Origin of the sequence: Desulfuribacillus stibiiarsenatis (assembly GCF_001742305.1) — a bacterium.
Taxonomy (GTDB): domain Bacteria; phylum Bacillota; class Bacilli; order Desulfuribacillales; family Desulfuribacillaceae; genus Desulfuribacillus_A; species Desulfuribacillus_A stibiiarsenatis.
On the sequence record NZ_MJAT01000038.1, the window covers coordinates 56,261 to 78,443 of the forward strand.

The following is a 22,183-nucleotide window of genomic DNA, read 5'->3' on the forward strand; positions in this document are numbered from 1 at the left end:
AACACTTACTCGCTCCTGCATTACATTTTTATATGAAATTCATAAAGTTTGAACATTATTATACATGGCGAATCACGCTTTTGCAAGTCCCCATCGCCGAATGAGATCAAATGCTATAATTCCAGTAGCTACCGATACGTTCAAGGATTCTGCCTTCCCAGGCATCGGGATGGTAATAAACGAATCGATCAATGATCGAATCTCTTCTGAAATCCCATTCCCTTCGCTACCCATAACTAAAGCAACCTTTTCGGGAAGCGTATCAATAGTATCATATGAATCCCCTACAATGTCGGCACCAATAAAGTGAAAACCCACTTCCTTGAGTTGTTGAATAGCAGTATGTAAATCCTCTTCGATAACAGGTACATGAAAGATACTACCCATTGCTGCTCGAATTGTCTTTTCATTGTATGGGTCCGCACAACCAGCACCTAATATCACAGCCTTAGCTCCCACCGCATCGGCAATGCGAATTATTGTACCAACATTTCCTGGATCTTGCACTTGATCGAGTATGATGATTAATTGCGCAGCTTGATCACTATTAAGTATCCAATCATACCCTTGCATTGATTCGTGTTTCTCTACAACTGCAAGGCACCCCTTAGGCGATTTGACAGTCGATATTTGAGAAAATAACTTATCCTCTACTTGATATACAGGTTTGTCGCCAATCATATCTTCATTGAGCCTTTCAAAGACAAATGACTCGCTGATGTATATCTCTTTTACAGAATACTTCTGCGACTGTAAATTGTTACACAATGCTTCCTCTAGGAGCTTTTCTCCATCGATAATAAATGCACCGAATTCTTCTCTGTATTTCTTTTGATGTAGCTTTTTAAGTTTTTTAATTTTTGCGTTATCTTGTGATTGTATTACTGGGTACTCGCTCATTCAGCCATTTTTCCTTCAAACTCACGCAAATCATCATTATGACCAACGACTACTAACACATCATCTTCGTGTATAAGATCCTCAGCCCTTGGGGCAACATTGATAGCGTCCTTTTCTGACTTAATTGCCATAATATTAATTCCAAATTCAGCACGAATATTCAGATCTTTAATCGTTTTCCCAATCATCGAACTCGTAGCAACAAACTCCAGAATACTATAATCTGGCGACAGTTCGATATAGTCTAGAATATTAGGCGATAGTAAGTTATGGGCAACACGATATCCCATATCACGCTCAGGATATACGATACGATGGGCGCCAATCTTTTCGAGTACTTTCCCATGTAATGGGTTTTGGGCCTTCACAACAATGTGCTCAACACCCATTTCCTTCACAATCAATGTTGCCATGATACTTGCTTGAATATCTTGCCCAATGGCAATTACTACACACGGAAAGTTACGAATCCCCAACGCCTTTAAAGATTTCTCATCCGTTGAATCTGCCTGAACGGCTTGTGTTACCATGTTAGCAATTGCTTGCACTTTCTCTTCGCTATTATCAATTGCAAGTACTTCATGACCCATATCATATAAAGTTTTTGCTATACTACTGCCAAATCGTCCTAGACCAAGGACTGCAAATTGTTTCAATGAAATTCACTCCATTATGATTACTTATCTCAGCGGTGTTACTAATACTCCCACTTCTACAGAATGGTTCTTCTATTTTAAAAATAGTTGGAACCATTACGTACCTGAGGTGAAAGTGGGAGATAAGTGCCGCCAAGCTTCGAAATAAGTGCAACTAAAGTTCAGATGGAATAAAAACTCCATCTGAACTAAGTTTTCTTTATGCTTGTTCTTTCTCCAAAATCGAAATCAATGCTTTAACGACATCAGTCTCAGTAAACATACCTTTTACGACATCTCCTTCAACCACGGGTAAGCCACTGTATTTGTACTGCTCCATTAACTTTAAAGCCTCTAATAGTGTAGCACTATCTTCAACTGTTACCAAATCTTTTGACATTATCCAATCAACGGGAGTTTCAGGGTAGCGAGAAGGTTGACGCAATGCTGCTTCTATATCTTTTCTAACAACAATTCCTCTGAGAGCTCCATTTTCGGTGATTAATAAATGACGGAACTTTCTCTCTTCCATAATATCTAGGCATTCTTTTAATGTAGCTGACGGCTCTACAGTTACTGCAGGTGTGTTACGAAAATCTCTTACTAACAACATTACATTGCACCTCTTCCCATGATTTAACCTATCTCTACTATAGTTTTCATGATAACGAAAAGTAGTGAAGAATGCAATGCTAACCATAAATAGTAAAAGCCCTACTTTTCAGTAGGGCCTATCCTATAAATTAAGCATTTAGTTTCTCTTTCGCTACAGTAGCTAATTGAGCAAAACCAGTCTTATCGTTTACTGCTAAGTCAGCTAACATTTTACGGTTGATATCAACACCAGCAACCTTTAATCCGTGGATTAAATTGCTGTAGCTTAAACCATTGATGCGAGCAGCCGCGTTAATACGAGTGATCCATAATTTACGGAAATCACGCTTCTTTTGACGGCGGTCACGGTAAGCGTACATTAATGATTTCATTACCTGTTGTTTTGCTGTTCTATATAAAGAATGTTTAGACCCGAAATAACCACGAGCTAACTTTAATACTTTTTTACGTCTTCTACGAGATGTATAGCCATTTTTGACTCTTGGCATGACAAAACCTCCTACTTATTCCATTATTCTTATAGATATGTTACTAATTGAGCAATGCGCTTTTGGTCACCTTTAGAAACCGTAGCACTTTTACGAAGCTTACGCTTTTGATCTTGTTTCTTGTTTGCAAACAAGTGACTTGTATAAGCGTGGCTACGCTTAAGCTTGCCTGTTCCAGTTCTTTTTAGACGCTTGGCTAAGCCGCGATGAGTTTTCATTTTAGGCATATTCATATCCTCCTGTTACTTATGACTCATGATACTATTTCTCGTTTGATGGGTTCAAAATCATCAACATACTGCGACCTTCCATTTTTGGAGTTCTTTCCATGGTAGCAATGTCTTTCACGTTTTCGTATAACTTCATTAAGACATCTCTACCTAGTTCGCTGTGAGCAATTTGGCGCCCACGGAAACGTATGGTAGCTTTCACTTTATCGCCTTTTTCCAAAAACTTGCGTACGCTGCGTAATTTCGTCTGAAAATCGTTTTCTTCGATATTCGTACTTAGACGCACTTCTTTTATGCTGATAATCTTTTGGTTCTTACGTGCTTCCTTTTCTTTCTTTGTTTGCTCATAATGGAATTTACCATAATCCATGATTTTGCAAACTGGTGGGTTAGCCGTAGGGGCAACATTCACCAAATCTAAATTTCGATCAGTAGCAAGCTGTAACGCTTCCTTCAGTGGAACAATTCCTAACTGTTCACCTTCTGCATCAATCAGACGCACTTCTCTTGCTTTAATACCTTCATTGATTAACAAATCTTTACTAATAATTTACACCTCCTGATGACAATTCAATAACACCTTATGTCGACAACATACTTGGCATTGAAAGCAACAAAAAATGCGGATGAATAAATCATCCGCATTAACTCTAACCATAGGTATATTACACTCAGTCGGTTAATCGTCGTACCCGTCAACGTTAGTCAACTAGGTGAGAAGCGGATGCTCCTTCTTGTCACTTTTGCTACTATATCAAATTCACAAGATGTTTGTCAAGCATATATTTTCACTTTTACTGAAAACTCTGCAATTTATTTATACTCTACGACTTCAAGTAATACCTTATCTAAAAAGCCATTTACCATTTGGAAACCAAGATCATCTCCACGGAAACGAACAGACACGCCGCCATTTTCCACTTCTTTATCGCCTACAACTAAAATGTATGGAACCTTTTCCATTTGACCTTCACGAATCTTAAATCCTAGTTTCTCATTACGATCATCCGTTGTAACACGGATATCTTTCGCGAATAATTGTTGCTCCACCTGCTTCGCATATTCGTTATGAACAGATGAAACCGGAATAATTCTAACTTGCTCAGGCGATAACCAAATCGGTAACGCACCAGCGAAATGTTCAATCAGTAGTGCAGTAAAGCGCTCCATAGATCCATACACTACTCTGTGTAGCATTACTGGACGGTGTTTCTGATTATCATCCCCGATATAGTTCAAATCAAATTTTTCAGGCATTTGGAAATCTAATTGAATAGTCCCGCACTGCCAAGTACGTTTCAGACAATCTTTAACCTTGAAATCGATCTTTGGACCATAGAATGCTCCGTCCCCTTCATTCACCTTATAATTCATACCACGGGCTTGTAGTACATTTACCAACGCAGTTGTAGCGCGTTCCCATAGCTCATCAGAACCCATTGACTTTTCAGGTCTTGTGGAAAGTTCTACCTCATACTCAAAGCCAAAGACTTTATAGAAACGGTCAACCAATGAAATCACGCCACTGATTTCTTCCTCAATTTGATCTGGCAAAACGAATAAGTGCGCATCATCTTGCGTAAAGCTACGAACGCGTAACAATCCATTGAGTGCACCTGAAAGTTCATGGCGATGTACTAGACCTAATTCAGCCAAGCGGATTGGAAGATCGCGGTAACTTCTTAGGTGAGACTTATAAATCATCATCGCACCAGGGCAGTTCATCGGCTTCACAGCAAAATCTATATCGTCTACCTTTGTAAAATACATATTCTCACCATAATGATGCCAGTGACCCGATTGCTCCCATAATCGTCTATTTAGTATAATTGGTGTCTTAATCTCTTGGTATCCAGCTTTACGGTGTTCATCTCTCCAGAAAGACTCTAATTGGTTTCTCAACACCATCCCCTTCGGGTGGTATAATGGCATTCCAGGCGCGTCATCAGAAAAGCTAAACAAATCAAGTTCACGACCTAGTTTACGATGATCACGCTTCTTTGCTTCTTCTAGGAACAATAAGTATTCGTCTAAGTCTTCTTTCTTCGGGAAGGCAACTCCATAAATACGAGTTAGCATTTCATTGTCGGAATTCCCTCTCCAATATGCTCCGGCAACACTTAATAGCTTAATATTCTTTAGTTTCCCGGTTGACTCTAAATGCGGACCTGAACATAGGTCAGTGAATTCTCCTTGATGGTAAATAGAAATTTCCACGTCATCTGCTAACCCAGAAATCAGCTCTTCCTTCATATATTCGCCTGCTGCAGCAAAACGCTTCAATGCTTCTTCACGAGTTAATACTTCTCTTGAAATTTTGTGGTCTTCTTTAATAACACGATTGATCTCCTGCTCGATTTTCGGCAACTCTTCAATGCTCACTGGAGTTTCAAGAGATATGTCATAATAAAACCCATTTTCGATATCTGGTCCAATTCCGAATTTCGCTGTAGGATATAATCTTTTCACTGCTTGCGCTAAAATGTGCGCTGCACTATGACGGTAAATCTTCAAACCTTCTTCTGAGTCTAATACAATGATTTCTAACTCAGAATCCGCTTGCACTTCAGTATTCAAGTCTACATTTTTCCCATTCAACTTACCTGCGATTGCTTTCTTTTTTAGACCTGGGCTGATTTCCCCTGCAATCTCCTTAATTGTCATTCCTTGCTGAAATTCTCTAATCGTTCCGTCTTTTAAAGTAATCTTAATCATTATGGAGCCTCCTTTAGTATAAATACTTATTACAATACAAAACGCAAAAAAACACTTCTCCCTAAAAAGGGACGAAATGTTCGTGGTTCCACCCAAATTCAATACAACAATCCTTCAACGTCGTATACTCATTGTAATCGAATAACGTGGATTAAACGCTTAAGTTGAATTCCTTAAGATCTCAGAGGCGGTATTCTCATGTCAGCACATAGATAAGCTTTCAGCCTAGGCTTATCCTCTCTGGAAGTCTAATCATAAGAACATATCCTCATCAGCGACTCATTATTAATATTATAAATCGAATTGCAAATTCAGTAATATAATTATTATATATATTTTTTTGCATAATACAAGAGCTACTTCCTATTAATGATTCATGAAAATATCTCCGCCTTTTTTTGCATCTGGACTTTCCAGATAATTTGTAGCCATGTGGTATAAACCTGTAAAAATAATAGCAGAGATAATCATAGACCCGAAAATAAGGACAATCGCTTCCTTACCAGTTAATGAATATTCATTTTTCACAGTGAAACTTAATAGAGAAATAACAATCCCAGATGGTATTAGATATGACACATATATAGGTGCCTCTTTAAAATGTGCTATCCCTCCACTTATCATACCAATACCAATTGCTAAACCTAAAGAACTAAATATAAGTTTCAATACTTTACTAACAGAAATCTGTTTTTTATCAATAACAAATTCATTGATGTATGAACCAGCAGTAAAAAGCAATAGACCAAATAACAGTACCGTAGAATACCTTATAAAATTAAATGGCATCAAAACAATCCCACTAGACGTCATACCAATTCCTAAAAAATACACGACATATATTACGTACATCGAAACCAATTTCTTTAGCATGTTACTCCCACCTTAGTGATTTACAATCATAATCTTAACATGCCCATTATTTCTTGTTTTATTTAGAAAGCAACTTCATTACAAGTTCCTGTATTTCTTAAATACTACCAAGCACTTCTAGCACGTTATCCTGATTGTCGTTGTTATATTGTATATGGAAGTAGTCGAGAAACTTAGTGGGATTGTTACTGAAACTTTCTAAACAACGATTTAAACTTCCACCGTCCGGTGTATACATACTATATTGATGCTTGTTCATAAATAAGAGATTCCCTTCTTCTTGCCCAGGTAATGGCTGTAATAACAATGTGGGTAGTTTCTTAACTAATGCTTCTGCACAAGTGACTCCTCCAGGTTTTGTAATCATTAAATCGGAAGCGTCCATTAGTTCATCAACATTTTCCACAAAAGAAAACAAATGCACATAATCTTTATCATATCCGTTGGTTTCAATCATTTGGTACAGTCGATTGTTTCTTCCAGTAACAAAAAGGATTTGGATATTCTGTGTAGTTAGAATCATATCGATTAACTCTTTATCAAATCCTACACCTAGTCCACCACCCATACATAAAATCGTAGGCATATCCGCTAATCCAAGTTTTTTACGGACTAGTGTCTTATTGCTCTTTATTAGAAATTTAGGTTGGACTGGTATTCCAGTAACTTTTAATTTTGATGGAGAAACTCCAAACTGGATGAACTCTTGAAAAACATTATCTGATGGCAATAAGTAAACATCTACACCATCATTTACCCAAGAACTATGGAAGCAATAATCAGTGACTACAGTACATAACATAACATGTAAACCGCTCTTTTTTAATTTCGATATCATCATAGCGGGAAAAGGATGAGTACAAATAATTACATCCGGTTGGTGTTCTTTTATAACAGCTTCTATTCTTGCATACATCAGATGTCGAAGTAAAAATTGTGTATGTGCGGGAATCGGTGTATATTGAGTTTTCTTATAAATTTTAGCCCAAAGCGATGGCGAGTACTTCAAGGACTGTAAATATGCAAATGAAATCATCTGGCTTATAGCAGGCCTTAATAAACTACTTAACTCTAAGACATCCACTTTCCATCCTGCTTTATTGCAGATGATTAAATCTCTGATAGCTTTCGCCACCATTGTATGACCAGACCCAAAAGGTTCTGATAATATCAATATCCGCTTCATCATTAGAACATCACTTCCTTACTGTAAAAACAAAACTTTTGATACATAGACGACGATTCCTGATGTGAAAGATCCCAAGAAAGCTCCTATAATACAATCCGTCGGATAATGTAATCCGAGATACATACGCGATAAACCTACAAGAAAAGCCATGAAAATTAGTGCTGGTGCTAAAAACGAGAAATACATTGAAAACATAACAGCAATAGCAAAAGCAGCTGTAGTATGACCTGATGGGAAGGAATAATCCTTAAGTGGATGCGCACAAAGGTTGACTGCACTGAGGACATTATAAGGGCGTGGACGGCAATATGCCTTTTTAATAATATGAGCAATCACATGGCTAAGACTTAGGGATAACAGTGATTGCGCTGCCACTAAGCGAAGTTCCGAAAAGAACATCATTAGAAATAATAAAGATAACAACGTAAAAGTTGCACCGCCTAAATGCGTAATAATCGGAAATGCTACATCGAGGAATCTACATTTCATTTGACAATTTACCATTGTAAATGCTCGCTGATCGTTTACTGAAAGCCAATGAACCAATCGACTCAGGTATAACCCCTCCTATTGCGAGTATATATTTCCTCTTTATCATAATATTAAATTATTAAGGTATCGTTATTGATCTATAAAGTTTACTTATTAATCCTATTCTCACCTTAACGGAAAATTAATATTAAAAAAGCGCTAGTTTTCACTAGCGCTGCGCTTTGGTGCCGAGGACCGGACTTGAACCGGTACGAGATTTGAGCCTCGCAGGATTTTAAGTCCTGTGCGTCTGCCAATTCCGCCACCCCGGCAGGGTGTATTGTGGAGGCGGCACTCAGAATCGAACTGAGGATAAGAGATTTGCAGTCTCCTGCCTTACCACTTGGCTATGCCGCCTTAATGGAGCGGAAGACGGGATTCGAACCCGCGACCCTCGCCTTGGCAAGGCGATACTCTACCACTGAGCCACTTCCGCAAAATATGGTGGCTTGGGACGGAATCGAACCGCCGACACGTAGATTTTCAGTCTACTGCTCTACCGACTGAGCTACCAAGCCGTACTATGATAAAAATGGCGGAGCTGACGGGATTCGAACCCGCGATCTCCTGCGTGACAGGCAGGCATGTTAGGCCTCTACACCACAGCTCCTAATGGTGGACGGTGACGGGATCGAACCGCCGACCCCCTGCTTGTAAGGCAGGTGCTCTCCCAGCTGAGCTAACCGTCCATTTCTTAGCGACAAAATTTATTGTATCATACCATGAATCTCTTGTCAACAAATTCTTTTAAAATGATTTCATTTCCAAGAGGACAAGTTTTATTATACTAACATTGCCGCTTGCATGCAATACCTTTATTTAAATTAATGTTTTGAGCTCTTCCATAAAAGCAGCAGCATTTTCAAACTCACGGTAGACCGATGCAAAACGAATATACGCTACCACGTCTATATGTTTCAGCTTCTCTAATACTCGATCTCCTACTTCAGTGCTTGGAATCTCGCTTTTCATTTCATTTTGAATTTCTCTTTCGATTGTATCCACTAAATCTTCCCATGTGACAATAGGAATATTTCGTTTTTCCCCAGCTCTAAGTAATCCCCTGATTAATTTCTGGCGGTCAAACTCTTCTCTACTTCCATCTTTTTTCACGACAATGATGGGCTTTTGTTCAATAATTTCATAGCTTGTAAAACGTTTACTGCATTGCTCGCACTCACGACGGCGCCGAATTTGTTTTCCATCATTAAAGGGCCTTGAGTCAAGCACCCTAGTACGCATCGATTCACAAAACGGACAACGCATAGATTCACCACTCTTTCACATAACTTTGAAATATTATAACATATATACCTTGTATACTGATTGTTTTTTTTATACAATGTAAGAAACATCTTTGACCTTACAGAATCAAGAACTGGAGGATTTTCCGTGCGATTAGTAACAGTCTCGAAATTAGTTGAGGGGCAGGTTTTAGCGAAAAACATCTTGAATGATAACGGACAAATTCTATTAAATAGTAATGTCGCGTTAACATCCTCACTAATTAGACGTCTAAGTGATATGCAAATCCCTTATGTATATATAGAAGATGAACGTACTGATGATATTATGATTGATGATATTGTTAGTGAACAAACTCGCAGACAAGCCTTACAAAAAGTAAATAAAACTATGACGACATTATTTGCACAGCAAAAAGATCGTTCTGTTGTATCTACACCTACGCTAGCTAAAGATTTCAATAAACTCTTGGACGATATCATATCGGATTTAAGTCAGAACAAGCAAGTCATGTACCATATGGTGAATATCCATAGCAAAGATGACTACCTCTATCATCATAGTGTAAATGTCGGAATCCTTGCTACTGCCATTGGCTTAGCATTGAATTATCCCAAAAAGGATCTCATCGATTTAGGAATTGGCGCTATGCTTCATGACATCGGAAAGACGCGAATCCCTATGAGTATTTTATGTAAACCGGGTAGGTTAACAGATGAAGAATTTGACATTATGCGAAAGCATTCGGAATACGGCTATGAAATATTGAAAAATCAGCCTGGCATTTCCTTACGAACTGCCCATGTCGCTTTTCAGCATCACGAACGATTTGATGGTTCCGGCTATCCGCGACGAATCACTGGCAATGAACAGCATGAATTTGCTAAAATTGTGGCAATCGCTGATGTGTATGATGCCCTTACATCAAATCGCGTATATAGAAGCTCCTATTTACCCCATGAGGCTTTCGAATTAATATTAGGTGGCGGGGACTATTATTTTGAACATAAGATTATTCAGAAATTCGTGCAAAACATAGCTATTTATCCTATCGGATTAACCGTTACTCTGAATACTGGAGAAACGGCTGTAGTAACTAAAGTTGATAATTATTACCCTCAACGGCCAACTGTACGAGTCATTACTGATCCTAACGGCATTGATTTAACAGCTCCTTACGAAATTGATTTAACTCAACACCTAACAACTATGATACTATCTACACCGGCAAGTTAAGCGCTTGCCTTTTTTATTTGTCGAAATTTGATGAATTTCTAAAACTTATGTGTTTCTATTCATATAACATTCATGTATAATGATTGAGGGTTTACAAAACCTTAACCAAATCTTCACGAGAAAACAATACGAATAACCTAAGCAATTAACCCTATGACGAAAGCTAAAAAATTGAAGCAATAAAAATACCAGTAAAATAAATTCTTTTAAAAAGATATAAAGGAAATAATAACATTAGAGACTATACAACAATAAGAGGATACAATATTTCTTACAAGATACTTAAAAGAGAGGATTTAGGGATTTATGGATATTTCTTGGCAGGATTTAATTTTTTCGTTCTTTGGTGGTTTAGGGGTTTTCTTATTCGGGTTGCATTACATGTCGGACGGGTTACAGAAAACAGCAGGTGAAAAATTACGGAAGCTATTAGAAAAAATGACAACCAATCCAGTAATGGGTGTTATAGCAGGAGCCTTAATTACAGGTATTATCCAAAGTAGCACAGGTACAACTGTAATGGCAGTCGGGTTTGTAAACGCAGGCCTTATGACTCTTAGACAAGCCATTGGTGTAATCATGGGTGCTAATATTGGAACAACCGTAACAGCTTTTCTCATTGGATTTAAAATCAGTAAATATGCACTTCCCATGATAGGCGTCGGTATGGTCTTACTGTTTTTCACCAAGAAAAAGCGCATTAACTATTTCGGACAAGTTATCTTTGGTGCTGGGATGCTATTTCTCGGGTTGAATTTAATGTCTGATAGTATGAAACCACTTCGTTCTTGGCAGGTCTTCCAAGATCTTATGGTTACATTGGGCGACGTGAAGATTCTAGGTGTATTAGTTGGCGCAGTTTTTACAGCAGTTGTACAAAGTAGTACTGCAACGATCGGGGTGTTACAAGAACTAGCGTATCAGGGTGGTGTAACCTTCCATCAGGCATTGCCGATATTGTTTGGAGAAAATATAGGTACTACGATTACCGCCGCTTTAGCTGCTATCGGAGCTAGTATTAGTGCTCGCCGAGCAGCACTTACTCATTTTATCTTCAATGCATTTGGAACCATTATTTTCTTACTACTAATAGGGTGGTTTGAACCACTCGTGATATGGATAGCATCTCATACAGGTGCAGACATTAAGTTACAGATTGCGTATGCACATGGTATTTTTAACGTTAGCAATACGTTAATATTCTTACCACTTACCGGACTCCTCGCTGCTGTTGTTACGAAAATGATACCTGGAAACGATGTAGAAATAGAATTTGGGACAAAACATTTAAACCCTCATTTCCTATCGACTCCAAATGTAGCTCTAGGACAGGTAGTCAATGAATTAACTCGTATGGGAAATTATGCTCGAGAAGCCTATAATGACGCGTCAGAATATTTCTTCGAGGGTAATCATAAACGCGCATCCATAGCAATGCAAAAAGAAGCCCTTGTGAACGAACTAGATAAGAAAATTACTGAATATATGATTCAACTTTCACAGAATTCTCTCTCTGAAAAGGATTCCAATCAACATAACATCTTATTCCAAACCATTAATGATATTGAACGAATTGGTGACCACGCAGAGAACATTCTAGAGCTTGGCGACTATAAGATGGACAAGAAAATTGTGTTTTCTGACGAAGGTTACAACGATTTGAAAACTATGGTTGCTGCCGTAGACGAATCTATTCGCATGGCAATCGAAGCTTTAGAAAAGAATGACAAGGAATTAGCCCGTAAGGTTATGGAAAATGAAAAACAAATTGACATGTATGAACGAATGTTTAGAAAAGCCCATATCCAGCGATTAAACAATGGCGTTTGTACTGGAAATGCTGGTATTGTATACCTTGATACTTTAAGTAATTTAGAGCGCATTGGTGACCATGCATACAATATCGCTAGATCGGTACTTGGAGAATATTAAAGAAATGCATAAAGGGAACAAGGATAGAGTCCTTGTTCCCTTTATGCATTTCTCAAAGTTTGCTGTATTCCATGTATTATTCCATGTAAGTGTTTCCTCTACATCCACTACTCTCCCAGTATCACCTTTTCGAATTATCACATAATAAGGATACATCAACGCAAAGGAGGTGAATACACATGGGTATCGGTCAAGAGCGTCCAAGTAACTTCTTAGTAGTACCTGAGGCTTACCAAGCATTAGATCAATTCAAGTACGAAGTAGCTTCTGAACTTGGAATTCAAACTCCACAAAACGGTTACTGGGGTACAATGACTTCTCGCGATTGTGGTGCGGTAGGTGGTCATATTACTCGTAAGCTTGTGAAGCTTGGAGAACAACAACTAATGGGTGGTTCTTCTTCTTCTTCTAGCACATTCTAATGGTTTGAGGCACTGATTGAATCAGTGCCTCTTGTATTTATATTTTCTTTTTTGCAAAAAACTACTTCATCATATATTTTACCAAATCAATGACTCGACACGAGTAACCCCATTCATTATCATACCACGCAAAAACCTTAGCAGTCTTATCACCCATCGTCATTGTAGTAAGACCATCAATAATACTTGAATGACTATTGCCGATAAAGTCTGAGGAGACTAATGGCTCGTCACAAAATTCTAGGATGCCTTTTAACTTTTGCTCTGCTGCAGACTTTAACGCTTGGTTAATTTGGTCCTTCGTTACCGAAGTCTCTAACTCTACAACTAAATCCACAATGGATACATTCGGTGTAGGCACACGCAAGGAAATTCCGTTTAACTTACCCTCTAATTCTGGCAGAACGCGACCTACTGCCTTCGCTGCACCAGTAGAAGTTGGTATAATCGATTCTGCACAAGCTCTTGCTCTACGTAAATCCTTATGCGGATTATCTAAGTTCTTTTGGTCATTGGTGTAAGAATGCACCGTCGTCATCAGCCCTTGAACAACTCCGAATGTTTCGTGTAATACCTTTACTACAGGAGCAAGACAGTTTGTTGTACAAGATGCATTGGATACGATATGATGGTTCTCTTTATCATATTGCTCCTCATTGACACCCATTACAATCGTTATATCTTCATCTTTACCAGGTGCGGTAATACATACTTTTTTAGCACCTGCTTGCAAATGAAGAGAAGCGCCTTTACGGTCTGTGAACTTACCAGTTGCCTCAACAGCTATATCAATCCCTAAATCACCCCAAGGTAATTTCTCCGGATTTCTTTCTGCAATAATTTGAATTGTCTTTCCATTGACCGTCATCGTTTTATTATCATTATCAGCAGATATTTCTAGTTTCATTTGACCATGCACCGTGTCATATTTTAACAAATGAGCTAACACAGTCGGATCGTAGCTGGCATTGATTGCTACCACCTCAATATTCTCATCTTCGATCGCTCTTCTATGCACTAGTCTTCCAATCCGTCCATACCCGTTGATAGCAATTTTAATTGGCACCATAATAATCTCCCTTCACATAAAAATCCATTATCATATTTCGACATTTTAGTATTAAATCCTGCATTAAAACAAAAACTTTTATTGGTAAATTCTTTTATATATATCATAAAAATGTTGAATCCTCTGCAAGTAGTGACGCGTCTCGCCAAATGGGACTTGGTCTATATTATCAAGAGTTCCATCCCAGACTTGATCTTTCAACCAATTATCAACTCGTGTGGGACCACTATTGTAGCTCGCCACAACTAATGGTGTTCGCTCATTATACTTCTTATGTAAATATTGTACATACCAAGTTCCAATTCTTATATTTAAGTCTGGTCTAGCTAGTTCTTCGATATCGGTATACGTGATGTTATTGATCTCTGCTCCCCATTGTGCCGTCGCTGGCATAAGCTGCATTAAACCAATGGCTCCTTTTTTTGATACACGCCGCTTATCATATTGGCTTTCAACTTTGATAATCGCAGCTATTAGAAATGGGTCTTGCTGGAATTCTTCAGAAATATCCCAAATTAGAGACTTATATTGAATAGGATAAATTGTTTGCCAAAATTTATCCGTATTAATAAATAGAATGAGTAAAATTAGTAATAATAGCCACCATCTCTTTCTCACAACCCGCAATCACCCCCCCGATTTACTTCTCTTTTATACCTTGTAACAAGTCTTCTACTTGAAGCTTCGTATTATGGATTGTCCCGCTATTATCAATCACAAAATCAGCCATTTGAGATTTCAAATCCAATGGCATCTGTGTAGATATCTTTTGTTTTGCATAATCTTCCGGAATTTCCGATCGATCCATCAAACGTTGTACTTGAATATCAAATGGGACAAATACCACAATTACAACATCGACAAGTTTCTCATATTTCGTTTCAAACAGCAAGGGAATATCTAAAAAAACTATTCCCTCGCTATTCTCTATTTCTTCTGCTTGTTGAAGCATTGTATTACGAATAATCGGATGCGTGATTTTGTTAAGGACTTCCCTTTGTCCAGCATCACGAAAAATAATCTGCCCAAGCTTCTCACGGTCAATATCGCCAACGTCATCAAGAATTCCCAAGCCAAAATGATGTGCGATTTCCAGATAGGCTTGACGACCGGGCTCCACAATCTCCCTAGCAATTCGATCAGCATCTAAAACTGTGTACCCATGTTCTCGAATGATATGACTGACTAAACTCTTCCCGCTAGCAATACCGCCCGTAATTCCTATTTTCATATGGTCCCTCATTAATAGAATATTTTCGTTAGGCCTAAAACAATTAGTAACATACCAGGTAAGTAAGATACTTTTTGAAATATTTTTACATCAGAAAAGGTTTTTCCCAAGAAAACCCCAGAATATAAGCATGCAAAGCTACAGACACCTATCAATAGCGCTGTCAAAAATGGCGGATAACCAACTAACGCAGCACCTATACCAGCACCGAATGCATCCAGTGAAAGAGCCAAACCAAGAACTGCTGCCTCGGCAATACTAATTGCACCCGAGCGATCGATGTCGGCTTTGCTAGGTGTGCGAAGAATTTGAATAAGAATCCCTAACCGCTTTACTTCTATAATTATGAGATTAGGACCCTGTTCATGTCCTTGTTCACGTAAATTGTTATTCTTGGACTCTTCCGTAATAGGAACTTTATCCTTTTGCGTTAATAAATTATATATAGCCCATATACCAATGACGATTAAGATGAAACCACCGAGGGCCTGGGCCCAAAATTCTGGAATTATATATAATAATCCACTTCCAAGCTGTGTGGCCAATAAAATTACACATGCCGAGAGCAAGGAAATGACAATAAGCGGGAAAATAGTAATGGTAATTTTTCTCAATCCATAAGTTAAGCCTACACCAAAGCTGTCTAAACTAACAGCAAATGCTAATACAAAGATGGATATCCATGTCATTCTAACTCCTCCTCATACCTAGAATATGGGCATGAATAGGAGTTGGTGCTTATCTAAGTTTTTGACATTTTGGGCAGTAGTGAGTTCCCCTGCCGGCTACTCTCGTTTTTACAATTTCGTCTCCACAAACCAAACAAGGTGTTCCGTGTTTCTGATACACATACAATTGCTGTTGGAACAACCCCATCTTACCTTGACCATTCACGTACGACTTTACAGAAGATCCACCCGCCTCAATGGCTTCCCTTAAGACGATTTTCATATTCTCATAAATCGCATGGATTTTTGGTTTCGTTAAGTTGTTGGCGAGCATCTCTGGTCGAATCCGTGAGCGGAATAGTATTTCGTCCGCATATATATTTCCAATACCAGCTACAACCTCTTGATCTAATAATACAGCTTTTATGGACTTATTCTTCTTCTTTATCTTCTCATAAAACAACTTTTCTGTCAGGCTTAAATCAAAAGGTTCTTTCCCTAAATTTCGAAAAAACTTAAGTTGGTCCACATCCTGATTCTTCACTAAATCCATTGTACCAAACTGTCGAGTATCCCGATATCGTAGCTCCTCACCATCGTCAAAATGAAAAATCACATGGGTATGAGTTGCCGCAGCATCCATACTGTTGAATACACCATAATTCCCTTCCATCCGCAAGTGGGATATCAGTGTGTAGTGCGAGCTTAATCGGAACAATAAATACTTTCCCCGACGGTCAATTGCAAGGATTTGTTTCCCTTTTAGCAATGCCCTAAATTGATCTGGTTCTGGGGAGCGCACAATTCTTGCGAGATTTATAGTAACATCTTCAATCGTTTTGTGAAGCACGAGTTGTTCAAGGGTACGTTTGATTGTTTCAACCTCAGGAAGTTCAGGCACTCATATCACCCAATTCTATTTAGTATCAAACCAGTTACCTCCAACTGCTAAATCAACCTTAAGTGGAACGGACAATGAGATACAATTCTCCATAACTTCTGGTACTAGTTGCGTCATAATGACAATTTCATCTTCAGGTACTTCAAAAATCAATTCATCGTGCACTTGTAATAACATCCGAGTCTTAAGATTTCGTTGTTGTAATTCTTCATCAATTCTTACCATAGCGAGCTTTATTATATCAGCAGCTGTACCTTGAATCGGCGTATTCATAGCTGTTCGCTCTGCGAAACTGCGGATATTAAAGTTAGGGCTATGGATATCTGGTAAATATCTTCTACGATGAAGAATTGTTTGAACAAAGCCTTGTTTCTTGGCAAGTTTAATAATACTCGACATATATTCCTTCACGCCGCTAAAGTGCGCTAAATATAGGTCGATAAATTCTTTTGCTTCTTTACGAGATATATTTAAGTTTTGCGATAAACCATAATCACTAATACCATAAACAATTCCAAAATTCACAGCTTTAGCTTGTCTACGCATATGCGAATCGACAGCTTCTAAAGGAACTCCAAACACATCGCTAGCCGTCTTTGTATGAATATCAATTCCCTGATGGAATGCTTCAATCATTCGCGCGTCTTTCGATATATGTGCCAAAATTCTTAATTCAATTTGCGAGTAATCCGCAGCTAATAGCTTCCACCCTTTTTCTGATGGAACAAACGCCTTCCGAATTTTACGTCCTTCTTCTAATCGAATCGGAATATTTTGTAGATTTGGCTCAGTACTACTAAGCCTTCCTGTTGCCGTCAACGCCTGATTATAGAAAGTATGGATTCTTTGAGTTTCTGGATTGACCACTTTCAGCAGACCCTCTATATATGTTGAGTTTAATTTCACAAGTTGACGATGCAACAAAATTCGATCGACAATTTCATGTTGATCTGCTAATTTCTCTAACACATCTGCATTCGTCGAATAACCTGTTTTCGTCTTCTTTATTGGTGGTAAACCAAGCTTATCAAACAATATATGTCCCATTTGCTTAGGCGAATTGATATTAAACTCTTCCCCTGCCAAGGTATAAATTTCAGTCGTAACATTCTCTATCTGCTCTGATAACTCTTGTCCAATGGTCGCTAATATCTCACTATCGACAGCTACTCCTTGTTTCTCCATAACCGATAATATCATCGCTAACGGAAGCTCCAAATCTGTAAAAAGCTTTTCCATTTGACTATCTTGTAGTTTTTCTAGCAGTAGGTTGCTTAGTTTACCAATCACTTCTGTCTTTTGCATAAGGTAGTTGGCGATGTGGTCTCTGGTTATCTCTTTATTCTTCTTATTAAATATCGTCTCTTCCTTAATCAATTGAATGCCATATTGATTCGCTATATCTGATATGTCCTTGTCACTATCCGTAGGATCTAATAAATAATTCATCAGCATTACATCTGCTTCTATTTGAGAGAATCGAACCCCTAAACGATTCCCGATAAAAAATGTGCGTTTTGCATCATAAACAAGTAACCTAGCATTTTCAATGATATCTTTTAACTGGTTATGATATAAGAGTTCTTGCATAATTAGAAATCTATGTTCCCCCTGGACAATAGAAAGAGAGATTACTTCATCCTTGTGATAGTTGCTACCACTTGTCTCAAAGTATAGGGCCATAGGCTCCTTCAGGTCGAGTATTTGAATTTCAGCTAGATGCGATTCTTCTGTAATGTTACGAAACGATATGTCATCCATTTGAATGTCATTGAATCCATCATCTTTTGATAGACCTAATCGATCCACTAATTGCTTAAATTCTAAGTCCATAAATATCGGTAATATCTTCTCTTTGTCATAGCTAGTATATCTAGCAATCTCCCAGTCTATTGTCAAAGGTGCTTCACAATCGATGGTAGCAAGCCTTTTGCTTAACAGTGCTTGCTCTTGATGCTCCATTAAACGCTCCTTTAACTTGCCTTTTATTTGCTCGATGTTCGCTATTACATTTTCTAGTGTCTCATATTCCTGGATGAGCTTGAGTGCTGTTTTCTCACCAACCCCAGGAACACCTGGTATATTATCGGATGTATCTCCCATCAGACCTTTTACATCAATCATTTGTTGCGGCGATAAGTCGAATTTCTCTTTCAAAACTTCCACATTGATAATTTCAGTTTCGCTAATACCTTTTTTCGTTAAATATACTTTAGTATGTTCACCAACCAATTGAAATGTATCCTTATCTCCAGATACGATGATTGTCTCTATTCCTTGGTTACTTGCTTGTTTAGAGAACGTACCGATTATATCATCAGCTTCATAATTTTCCATTTGATATATAGCAATGCCAAAACCCTCAAGAATCGATTGAATCATTGGGAATTGACCAGAGAGCTCTTGTGGCGTTTTTTGTCTTGTCCCTTTATATTCTTGGTAAAACGCATGGCGAAACGTTACCTTTCCCGCGTCAAAAATGCAGGCTATATAGTCCGGCTTTTCTTCCTCTAGAATTCTCAATAACATAGTGGTAAACCCTAACGCTGCGTTTGTATATACACCCTTACTACTCGTTAGTAGTGGTAAAGCATAAAATGCGCGATTCGCAATACTATTTCCATCAATTAAAAGCAATCTAGCCACACGAATACCCCCATATTAACACATAACTTTAATCTTAAGGTATCATATCATAACTCAAGACTTTTCAGCAAAGCAATCATGCTAGCGCACAAATCTAAGTCTGTACATCAATGTAAAAATCCCCTCACACTAAACAGTTACTATCGAAACTGTCTACTATAAGGGGACATATTAAATTCAACCTAACAACATATTAAAAATTCATACAAATAACTTTTGATTAATTTAAATCCGAACGCTTTGCATCTACCATGTATACTACGTATTCTGCTATATTTGTCACATAGTCACCAAGACGCTCAAAGTGTCTTCCTAAGAATGCAAGCTGGGTTAAAGTCTCGACCTCGTCAGGATTCTGACGGATATGGGCAAATAAATTATTTAAGAATTCTTTATACAAACGGTCGACCGTGTCATCCTTTAAAGCAATTGCTTTCGCAGCGTCCACATCCTCATTGATATATGCTTGAATAATATCATGAATCATTGTTTTCACAATCGCAGCAATTTCTTGGATTTGTTGGATTACTTCTAATTCAGGTTCTAACTTCATACGGATGGATGTTTTTGCAATATTACATGCTAGGTCGCCCATACGTTCAAGGTTCGCATTCATCTTCAAAGCAGTAACTATCCTTCTTAAATCCTTCGCTACAGGCTGTTGATGAGCGATCAATTGGATGACTAATTCATCAATAGTATCTTCAGTGTCATTTATTGCCCCATCTTGATCAATTACCTCTTTCGCAAGGTCATTGTTATGATCAACAAACGCTTGTAACGCTTTATCCAATGCTTCTTCCACTGCAGTACCCATATTTAACAATCGTTCATTTAGTGCTGTAAGACCAGCATCAAACGATTTTCTTTGAAGTCCCATGAAAACCACCCTTTAATATTAGTTATAAACTATATTTATGTTATGCCATTTACTGAATGTTATGTCAAGAAATATCTCAGGCAACTAGAGTTTTCTTTATCCAAAGCGCCCACTAATGTAATCTTCGGTACGTTTATCCGAAGGATTTGAGAAAATTGTAGTGGTGCTATCATATTCAATAACTTCCCCGTTTAAGAAGAACGCTGTCTTATCAGAAATGCGTGCTGCTTGCTGCATATTATGAGTTACGATTATAATTGTATATTTTTCTTTCAATTCTTGGGCAAGTTCTTCAATTTTAAGAGTTGAAATAGGGTCTAATGCAGATGTAGGTTCATCCATGAGAATCACATCTGGTTGGATTGCTAGACAACGGGCGATACATAAACGCTGTTGTTGTCCACCGGATAATCCATAGGCATTTTCATTCAAACGGTCCTTTACTTCATCCCAGAGCGCCGCACCACGCAAACTATTCTCTGCGACTTCCATTAACAACTTTTTGTCATTGATTCCGTGAATCCTTGGACCATATACAACATTTTCAAAAATAGACTTAGGAAACGGATTCGGTTTTTGGAATACCATTCCTACATCCGTACGAAGCTCTACTAAATCGTACTTCTTGTCTAAAATGTTTTTGCCACGGTAGTAGACTTCCCCTTCAGTATGAACAGATTCTACTAGCTCTACCATGCGGTTTAAAGTTTTAATAAATGTTGATTTTCCACAACCAGAAGGGCCAATGATGGCCGTAATCTCGTTCTCATTAATTGATAAATCTATATTTTTTAATGCTTGATCCTTGCCATAGTATAAATTCAATTTATTCACTTGAAATACTTCTGCCTTTTGTATATCTAACTTGTTTGTTGCAAATTCCATGATATGTCCTCCCATTATCTCTTAGTCGACAGCTTATTCCTTAGATAGATTGCCAATGAATTTAGTGAAACTAACATCACCAATAATACAATGATACCTGCGGCAGCAACATGTTGGAAATCAGCTTGTGGCCTTGAAATCCAGTTAAAAATTTGAATTGGCATTACCGTAAAGCTATCCATTGCACTTGTTGGCGTAAACGCTACGAACGTTAGTGCTCCAATCATAATGAGTGGTGCAGTCTCGCCAATCGCACGGGACGTAGCAAGAATGATACCTGTTAATATCCCAGGAAAAGCTGCTGGGAAAAGAATTCTACGTATAGTCTGCCATTTCGTACCACCTACGGCATATGATGCATGGCGTAAATCAGCAGGCACTGCGCGAATCGCTTCCTGTGATGCTACAATAACAATAGGCAATACTAGTAAAGCCATTGTGAATGAACCAGCTAAGATACTTCTACCAAGGTCCATTGCCCGTACGAATAATGTTAAACCTAATATTCCAAAAACAATCGATGGAACGCCAGCTAAGTTCGTAATATTAATTTGTATAAAACGCGTAATGACATTCTTTTTCGCATATTCTTCTAGGTAGAATGCAGTACTCACTCCAATAATAAACGCTATCGGAATCGTAAAGCCAATCATCCATAAAGTTCCCCATAAAGCAGCTTTAATGCCTGATTTTTCAGGGAATCTTGAAGCAAAATTGTTAAAGAAATCCCAAGTGAGCCATCCGCTTCCCTCAGACCAGATTTCAGATACTAATAATATTAAAGCAATCACACCGACTGATGTAGATAATAGAAAGAGTCCCTGCCACATGCGATCATAGTAAGTGCGTCGAACGATCAGGCTTTTCATTTTGTCTTTGTTGATCTTCATGC

Annotated in this window: 23 protein-coding genes, 6 tRNA genes and 2 other annotated features (1 of these 31 only partly in view); of the genes, 3 read left to right on the forward strand and 26 right to left on the reverse strand. The window is 38.2% G+C overall.

Features of this window, described 5'->3' with window-relative positions; genetic code table 11:
* Nucleotides 1–30: a binding site (T-box leader), on the reverse strand (it extends 199 nt beyond the left edge of the window).
* Nucleotides 31–72: 42 nt separating this feature from the next.
* From BHU72_RS13450 to nrdR, 17 genes are all read right to left on the reverse strand, one after another.
* Nucleotides 73–900: a TrmH family RNA methyltransferase gene (locus BHU72_RS13450; protein WP_069703149.1), complete on the reverse strand. Its 828-nt coding sequence runs from the start codon at nucleotides 898–900 to the stop codon at nucleotides 73–75.
* On the reverse strand, nucleotides 897–1,562 hold the full coding sequence (locus BHU72_RS13455; protein ID WP_069703150.1) for a potassium channel family protein: 666 nt from the start codon (nucleotides 1,560–1,562) through the stop codon (nucleotides 897–899). The genes BHU72_RS13450 and BHU72_RS13455 overlap by 4 nt, the downstream gene beginning before the upstream one ends.
* 193 nt (nucleotides 1,563–1,755) lie before the next feature.
* A complete protein-coding gene (locus BHU72_RS13460) occupies nucleotides 1,756–2,235 on the reverse strand; it encodes a CBS domain-containing protein (protein WP_083248486.1) in 480 nt (159 codons plus the stop codon).
* A 43-nt stretch (nucleotides 2,236–2,278) separates the two neighbouring features.
* Complete coding sequence (gene rplT / locus BHU72_RS13465) at nucleotides 2,279–2,638, reverse strand: 50S ribosomal protein L20 (protein ID WP_069703152.1); 360 nt, start codon at nucleotides 2,636–2,638, stop codon at nucleotides 2,279–2,281.
* Between the two features lie 29 nt (nucleotides 2,639–2,667).
* A complete protein-coding gene (rpmI, locus tag BHU72_RS13470; protein WP_069703153.1) occupies nucleotides 2,668–2,865 on the reverse strand; it encodes a 50S ribosomal protein L35 in 198 nt (65 codons plus the stop codon).
* A 34-nt stretch (nucleotides 2,866–2,899) separates the two neighbouring features.
* Nucleotides 2,900–3,418, reverse strand: coding sequence for a translation initiation factor IF-3 (infC, locus tag BHU72_RS13475; protein ID WP_245671917.1), 519 nt, complete (start codon nucleotides 3,416–3,418; stop codon nucleotides 2,900–2,902).
* Nucleotides 3,419–3,476: 58 nt separating this feature from the next.
* Nucleotides 3,477–3,610: a sequence feature (ribosomal protein L20 leader region), on the reverse strand.
* A gap of 71 nt (nucleotides 3,611–3,681) precedes the next feature.
* Nucleotides 3,682–5,583: a threonine--tRNA ligase gene (gene thrS / locus BHU72_RS13480; protein ID WP_069703155.1), complete on the reverse strand. Its 1,902-nt coding sequence runs from the start codon at nucleotides 5,581–5,583 to the stop codon at nucleotides 3,682–3,684.
* Nucleotides 5,584–5,949: 366 nt separating this feature from the next.
* Complete coding sequence (locus BHU72_RS13485; RefSeq protein WP_069703156.1) at nucleotides 5,950–6,456, reverse strand: hypothetical protein; 507 nt, start codon at nucleotides 6,454–6,456, stop codon at nucleotides 5,950–5,952.
* Between the two features lie 97 nt (nucleotides 6,457–6,553).
* Nucleotides 6,554–7,645, reverse strand: a complete 1,092-nt coding sequence (locus tag BHU72_RS13490; protein ID WP_069703157.1) for an MGDG synthase family glycosyltransferase — start codon at nucleotides 7,643–7,645, stop codon at nucleotides 6,554–6,556.
* Nucleotides 7,646–7,660: 15 nt separating this feature from the next.
* Nucleotides 7,661–8,149: a phosphatase PAP2 family protein gene (locus BHU72_RS13495; protein ID WP_069703228.1), complete on the reverse strand. Its 489-nt coding sequence runs from the start codon at nucleotides 8,147–8,149 to the stop codon at nucleotides 7,661–7,663.
* Between the two features lie 210 nt (nucleotides 8,150–8,359).
* Nucleotides 8,360–8,448 (reverse strand) — tRNA-Leu (locus tag BHU72_RS13500).
* A gap of 11 nt (nucleotides 8,449–8,459) precedes the next feature.
* Nucleotides 8,460–8,533: transfer RNA gene (locus BHU72_RS13505), tRNA-Cys, on the reverse strand.
* Between the two features lie 4 nt (nucleotides 8,534–8,537).
* Nucleotides 8,538–8,612, reverse strand: a tRNA-Gly gene (locus BHU72_RS13510).
* Between the two features lie 6 nt (nucleotides 8,613–8,618).
* Nucleotides 8,619–8,694 (reverse strand) — tRNA-Phe (locus BHU72_RS13515).
* 15 nt (nucleotides 8,695–8,709) lie between these two features.
* Nucleotides 8,710–8,786: transfer RNA gene (locus BHU72_RS13520), tRNA-Asp, on the reverse strand.
* 3 nt (nucleotides 8,787–8,789) lie between these two features.
* Nucleotides 8,790–8,865, reverse strand: a tRNA-Val gene (locus tag BHU72_RS13525).
* Between the two features lie 130 nt (nucleotides 8,866–8,995).
* The gene (gene nrdR / locus BHU72_RS13530; protein ID WP_069703158.1) at nucleotides 8,996–9,442 is read right to left on the reverse strand and encodes a transcriptional regulator NrdR; all 447 of its coding nucleotides are present in this window, start codon (nucleotides 9,440–9,442) and stop codon (nucleotides 8,996–8,998) included.
* 126 nt (nucleotides 9,443–9,568) lie between these two features.
* Between nrdR and BHU72_RS13535 the strand changes: the two genes are divergently transcribed.
* From BHU72_RS13535 to BHU72_RS13545, 3 genes are all read left to right on the forward strand, one after another.
* Entirely contained in the window at nucleotides 9,569–10,657 is a 1,089-nt protein-coding gene (locus BHU72_RS13535; RefSeq protein WP_069703159.1) for an HD-GYP domain-containing protein, read from the forward strand.
* Nucleotides 10,658–10,963: 306 nt separating this feature from the next.
* A complete protein-coding gene (locus BHU72_RS13540; protein ID WP_069703160.1) occupies nucleotides 10,964–12,589 on the forward strand; it encodes a Na/Pi cotransporter family protein in 1,626 nt (541 codons plus the stop codon).
* 179 nt (nucleotides 12,590–12,768) lie between these two features.
* A complete protein-coding gene (locus BHU72_RS13545; RefSeq protein ID WP_069703161.1) occupies nucleotides 12,769–13,011 on the forward strand; it encodes an alpha/beta-type small acid-soluble spore protein in 243 nt (80 codons plus the stop codon).
* Between the two features lie 61 nt (nucleotides 13,012–13,072).
* Here BHU72_RS13545 and BHU72_RS13550 read toward each other — a convergent pair whose 3' ends face one another.
* The 9 genes from BHU72_RS13550 to pstA form a co-directional block, all read right to left on the reverse strand.
* Nucleotides 13,073–14,077 (reverse strand): glyceraldehyde-3-phosphate dehydrogenase, encoded by a 1,005-nt coding sequence (locus BHU72_RS13550; RefSeq protein WP_069703229.1) that lies wholly within the window; start codon nucleotides 14,075–14,077, stop codon nucleotides 13,073–13,075.
* A gap of 81 nt (nucleotides 14,078–14,158) precedes the next feature.
* A complete protein-coding gene (locus BHU72_RS13555; RefSeq protein WP_176720495.1) occupies nucleotides 14,159–14,698 on the reverse strand; it encodes a lytic transglycosylase domain-containing protein in 540 nt (179 codons plus the stop codon).
* 22 nt (nucleotides 14,699–14,720) lie between these two features.
* Nucleotides 14,721–15,311 (reverse strand): dephospho-CoA kinase, encoded by a 591-nt coding sequence (gene coaE, locus BHU72_RS13560; protein ID WP_069703163.1) that lies wholly within the window; start codon nucleotides 15,309–15,311, stop codon nucleotides 14,721–14,723.
* A gap of 11 nt (nucleotides 15,312–15,322) precedes the next feature.
* Entirely contained in the window at nucleotides 15,323–16,000 is a 678-nt protein-coding gene (gene ytaF / locus BHU72_RS13565; protein ID WP_069703164.1) for a sporulation membrane protein YtaF, read from the reverse strand.
* Between the two features lie 49 nt (nucleotides 16,001–16,049).
* A complete protein-coding gene (mutM, locus tag BHU72_RS13570) occupies nucleotides 16,050–16,880 on the reverse strand; it encodes a DNA-formamidopyrimidine glycosylase (RefSeq protein ID WP_069703165.1) in 831 nt (276 codons plus the stop codon).
* Nucleotides 16,881–16,895: 15 nt separating this feature from the next.
* Nucleotides 16,896–19,526 carry a DNA polymerase I gene (gene polA / locus BHU72_RS13575; RefSeq protein ID WP_069703166.1) on the reverse strand — a complete coding sequence of 877 codons (2,631 nt, stop codon included), beginning with the start codon at nucleotides 19,524–19,526 and terminating at the stop codon, nucleotides 16,896–16,898.
* Between the two features lie 220 nt (nucleotides 19,527–19,746).
* On the reverse strand, nucleotides 19,747–20,406 hold the full coding sequence (phoU, locus tag BHU72_RS13580; protein WP_069703167.1) for a phosphate signaling complex protein PhoU: 660 nt from the start codon (nucleotides 20,404–20,406) through the stop codon (nucleotides 19,747–19,749).
* A 96-nt stretch (nucleotides 20,407–20,502) separates the two neighbouring features.
* Complete coding sequence (gene pstB / locus BHU72_RS13585) at nucleotides 20,503–21,291, reverse strand: phosphate ABC transporter ATP-binding protein PstB (protein WP_069703168.1); 789 nt, start codon at nucleotides 21,289–21,291, stop codon at nucleotides 20,503–20,505.
* Between the two features lie 14 nt (nucleotides 21,292–21,305).
* A complete protein-coding gene (pstA, locus tag BHU72_RS13590) occupies nucleotides 21,306–22,181 on the reverse strand; it encodes a phosphate ABC transporter permease PstA (protein ID WP_141709329.1) in 876 nt (291 codons plus the stop codon).
* Nucleotides 22,182–22,183 lie beyond the last annotated feature (2 nt).

Bases quoted from the DNA above. Each gene is read 5' to 3' on its own strand.
- thrS (WP_069703155.1), bottom strand. From the start codon at position 5,583: ATGATTAAGATTACTTTAAAAGACGGAACGATTAGAGAATTTCAGCAA.
- BHU72_RS13540 (WP_069703160.1), top strand. From the start codon at position 10,964: ATGGATATTTCTTGGCAGGATTTAATTTTTTCGTTCTTTGGTGGTTTA.
- pstB (WP_069703168.1), bottom strand. From the start codon at position 21,291: ATGGAATTTGCAACAAACAAGTTAGATATACAAAAGGCAGAAGTATTT.
- BHU72_RS13545 (WP_069703161.1), top strand. From the start codon at position 12,769: ATGGGTATCGGTCAAGAGCGTCCAAGTAACTTCTTAGTAGTACCTGAG.
- nrdR (WP_069703158.1), bottom strand. From the start codon at position 9,442: ATGCGTTGTCCGTTTTGTGAATCGATGCGTACTAGGGTGCTTGACTCA.
- BHU72_RS13450 (WP_069703149.1), bottom strand. From the start codon at position 900: ATGAGCGAGTACCCAGTAATACAATCACAAGATAACGCAAAAATTAAA.
- BHU72_RS13495 (WP_069703228.1), bottom strand. From the start codon at position 8,149: ATGGTAAATTGTCAAATGAAATGTAGATTCCTCGATGTAGCATTTCCG.
- BHU72_RS13490 (WP_069703157.1), bottom strand. From the start codon at position 7,645: ATGATGAAGCGGATATTGATATTATCAGAACCTTTTGGGTCTGGTCAT.
- coaE (WP_069703163.1), bottom strand. From the start codon at position 15,311: ATGAAAATAGGAATTACGGGCGGTATTGCTAGCGGGAAGAGTTTAGTC.
- pstA (WP_141709329.1), bottom strand. From the start codon at position 22,181: ATGAAGATCAACAAAGACAAAATGAAAAGCCTGATCGTTCGACGCACT.
- BHU72_RS13460 (WP_083248486.1), bottom strand. From the start codon at position 2,235: ATGGTTAGCATTGCATTCTTCACTACTTTTCGTTATCATGAAAACTAT.
- BHU72_RS13485 (WP_069703156.1), bottom strand. From the start codon at position 6,456: ATGCTAAAGAAATTGGTTTCGATGTACGTAATATATGTCGTGTATTTT.
- rpmI (WP_069703153.1), bottom strand. From the start codon at position 2,865: ATGCCTAAAATGAAAACTCATCGCGGCTTAGCCAAGCGTCTAAAAAGA.
- ytaF (WP_069703164.1), bottom strand. From the start codon at position 16,000: ATGACATGGATATCCATCTTTGTATTAGCATTTGCTGTTAGTTTAGAC.
- phoU (WP_069703167.1), bottom strand. From the start codon at position 20,406: ATGGGACTTCAAAGAAAATCGTTTGATGCTGGTCTTACAGCACTAAAT.
- rplT (WP_069703152.1), bottom strand. From the start codon at position 2,638: ATGCCAAGAGTCAAAAATGGCTATACATCTCGTAGAAGACGTAAAAAA.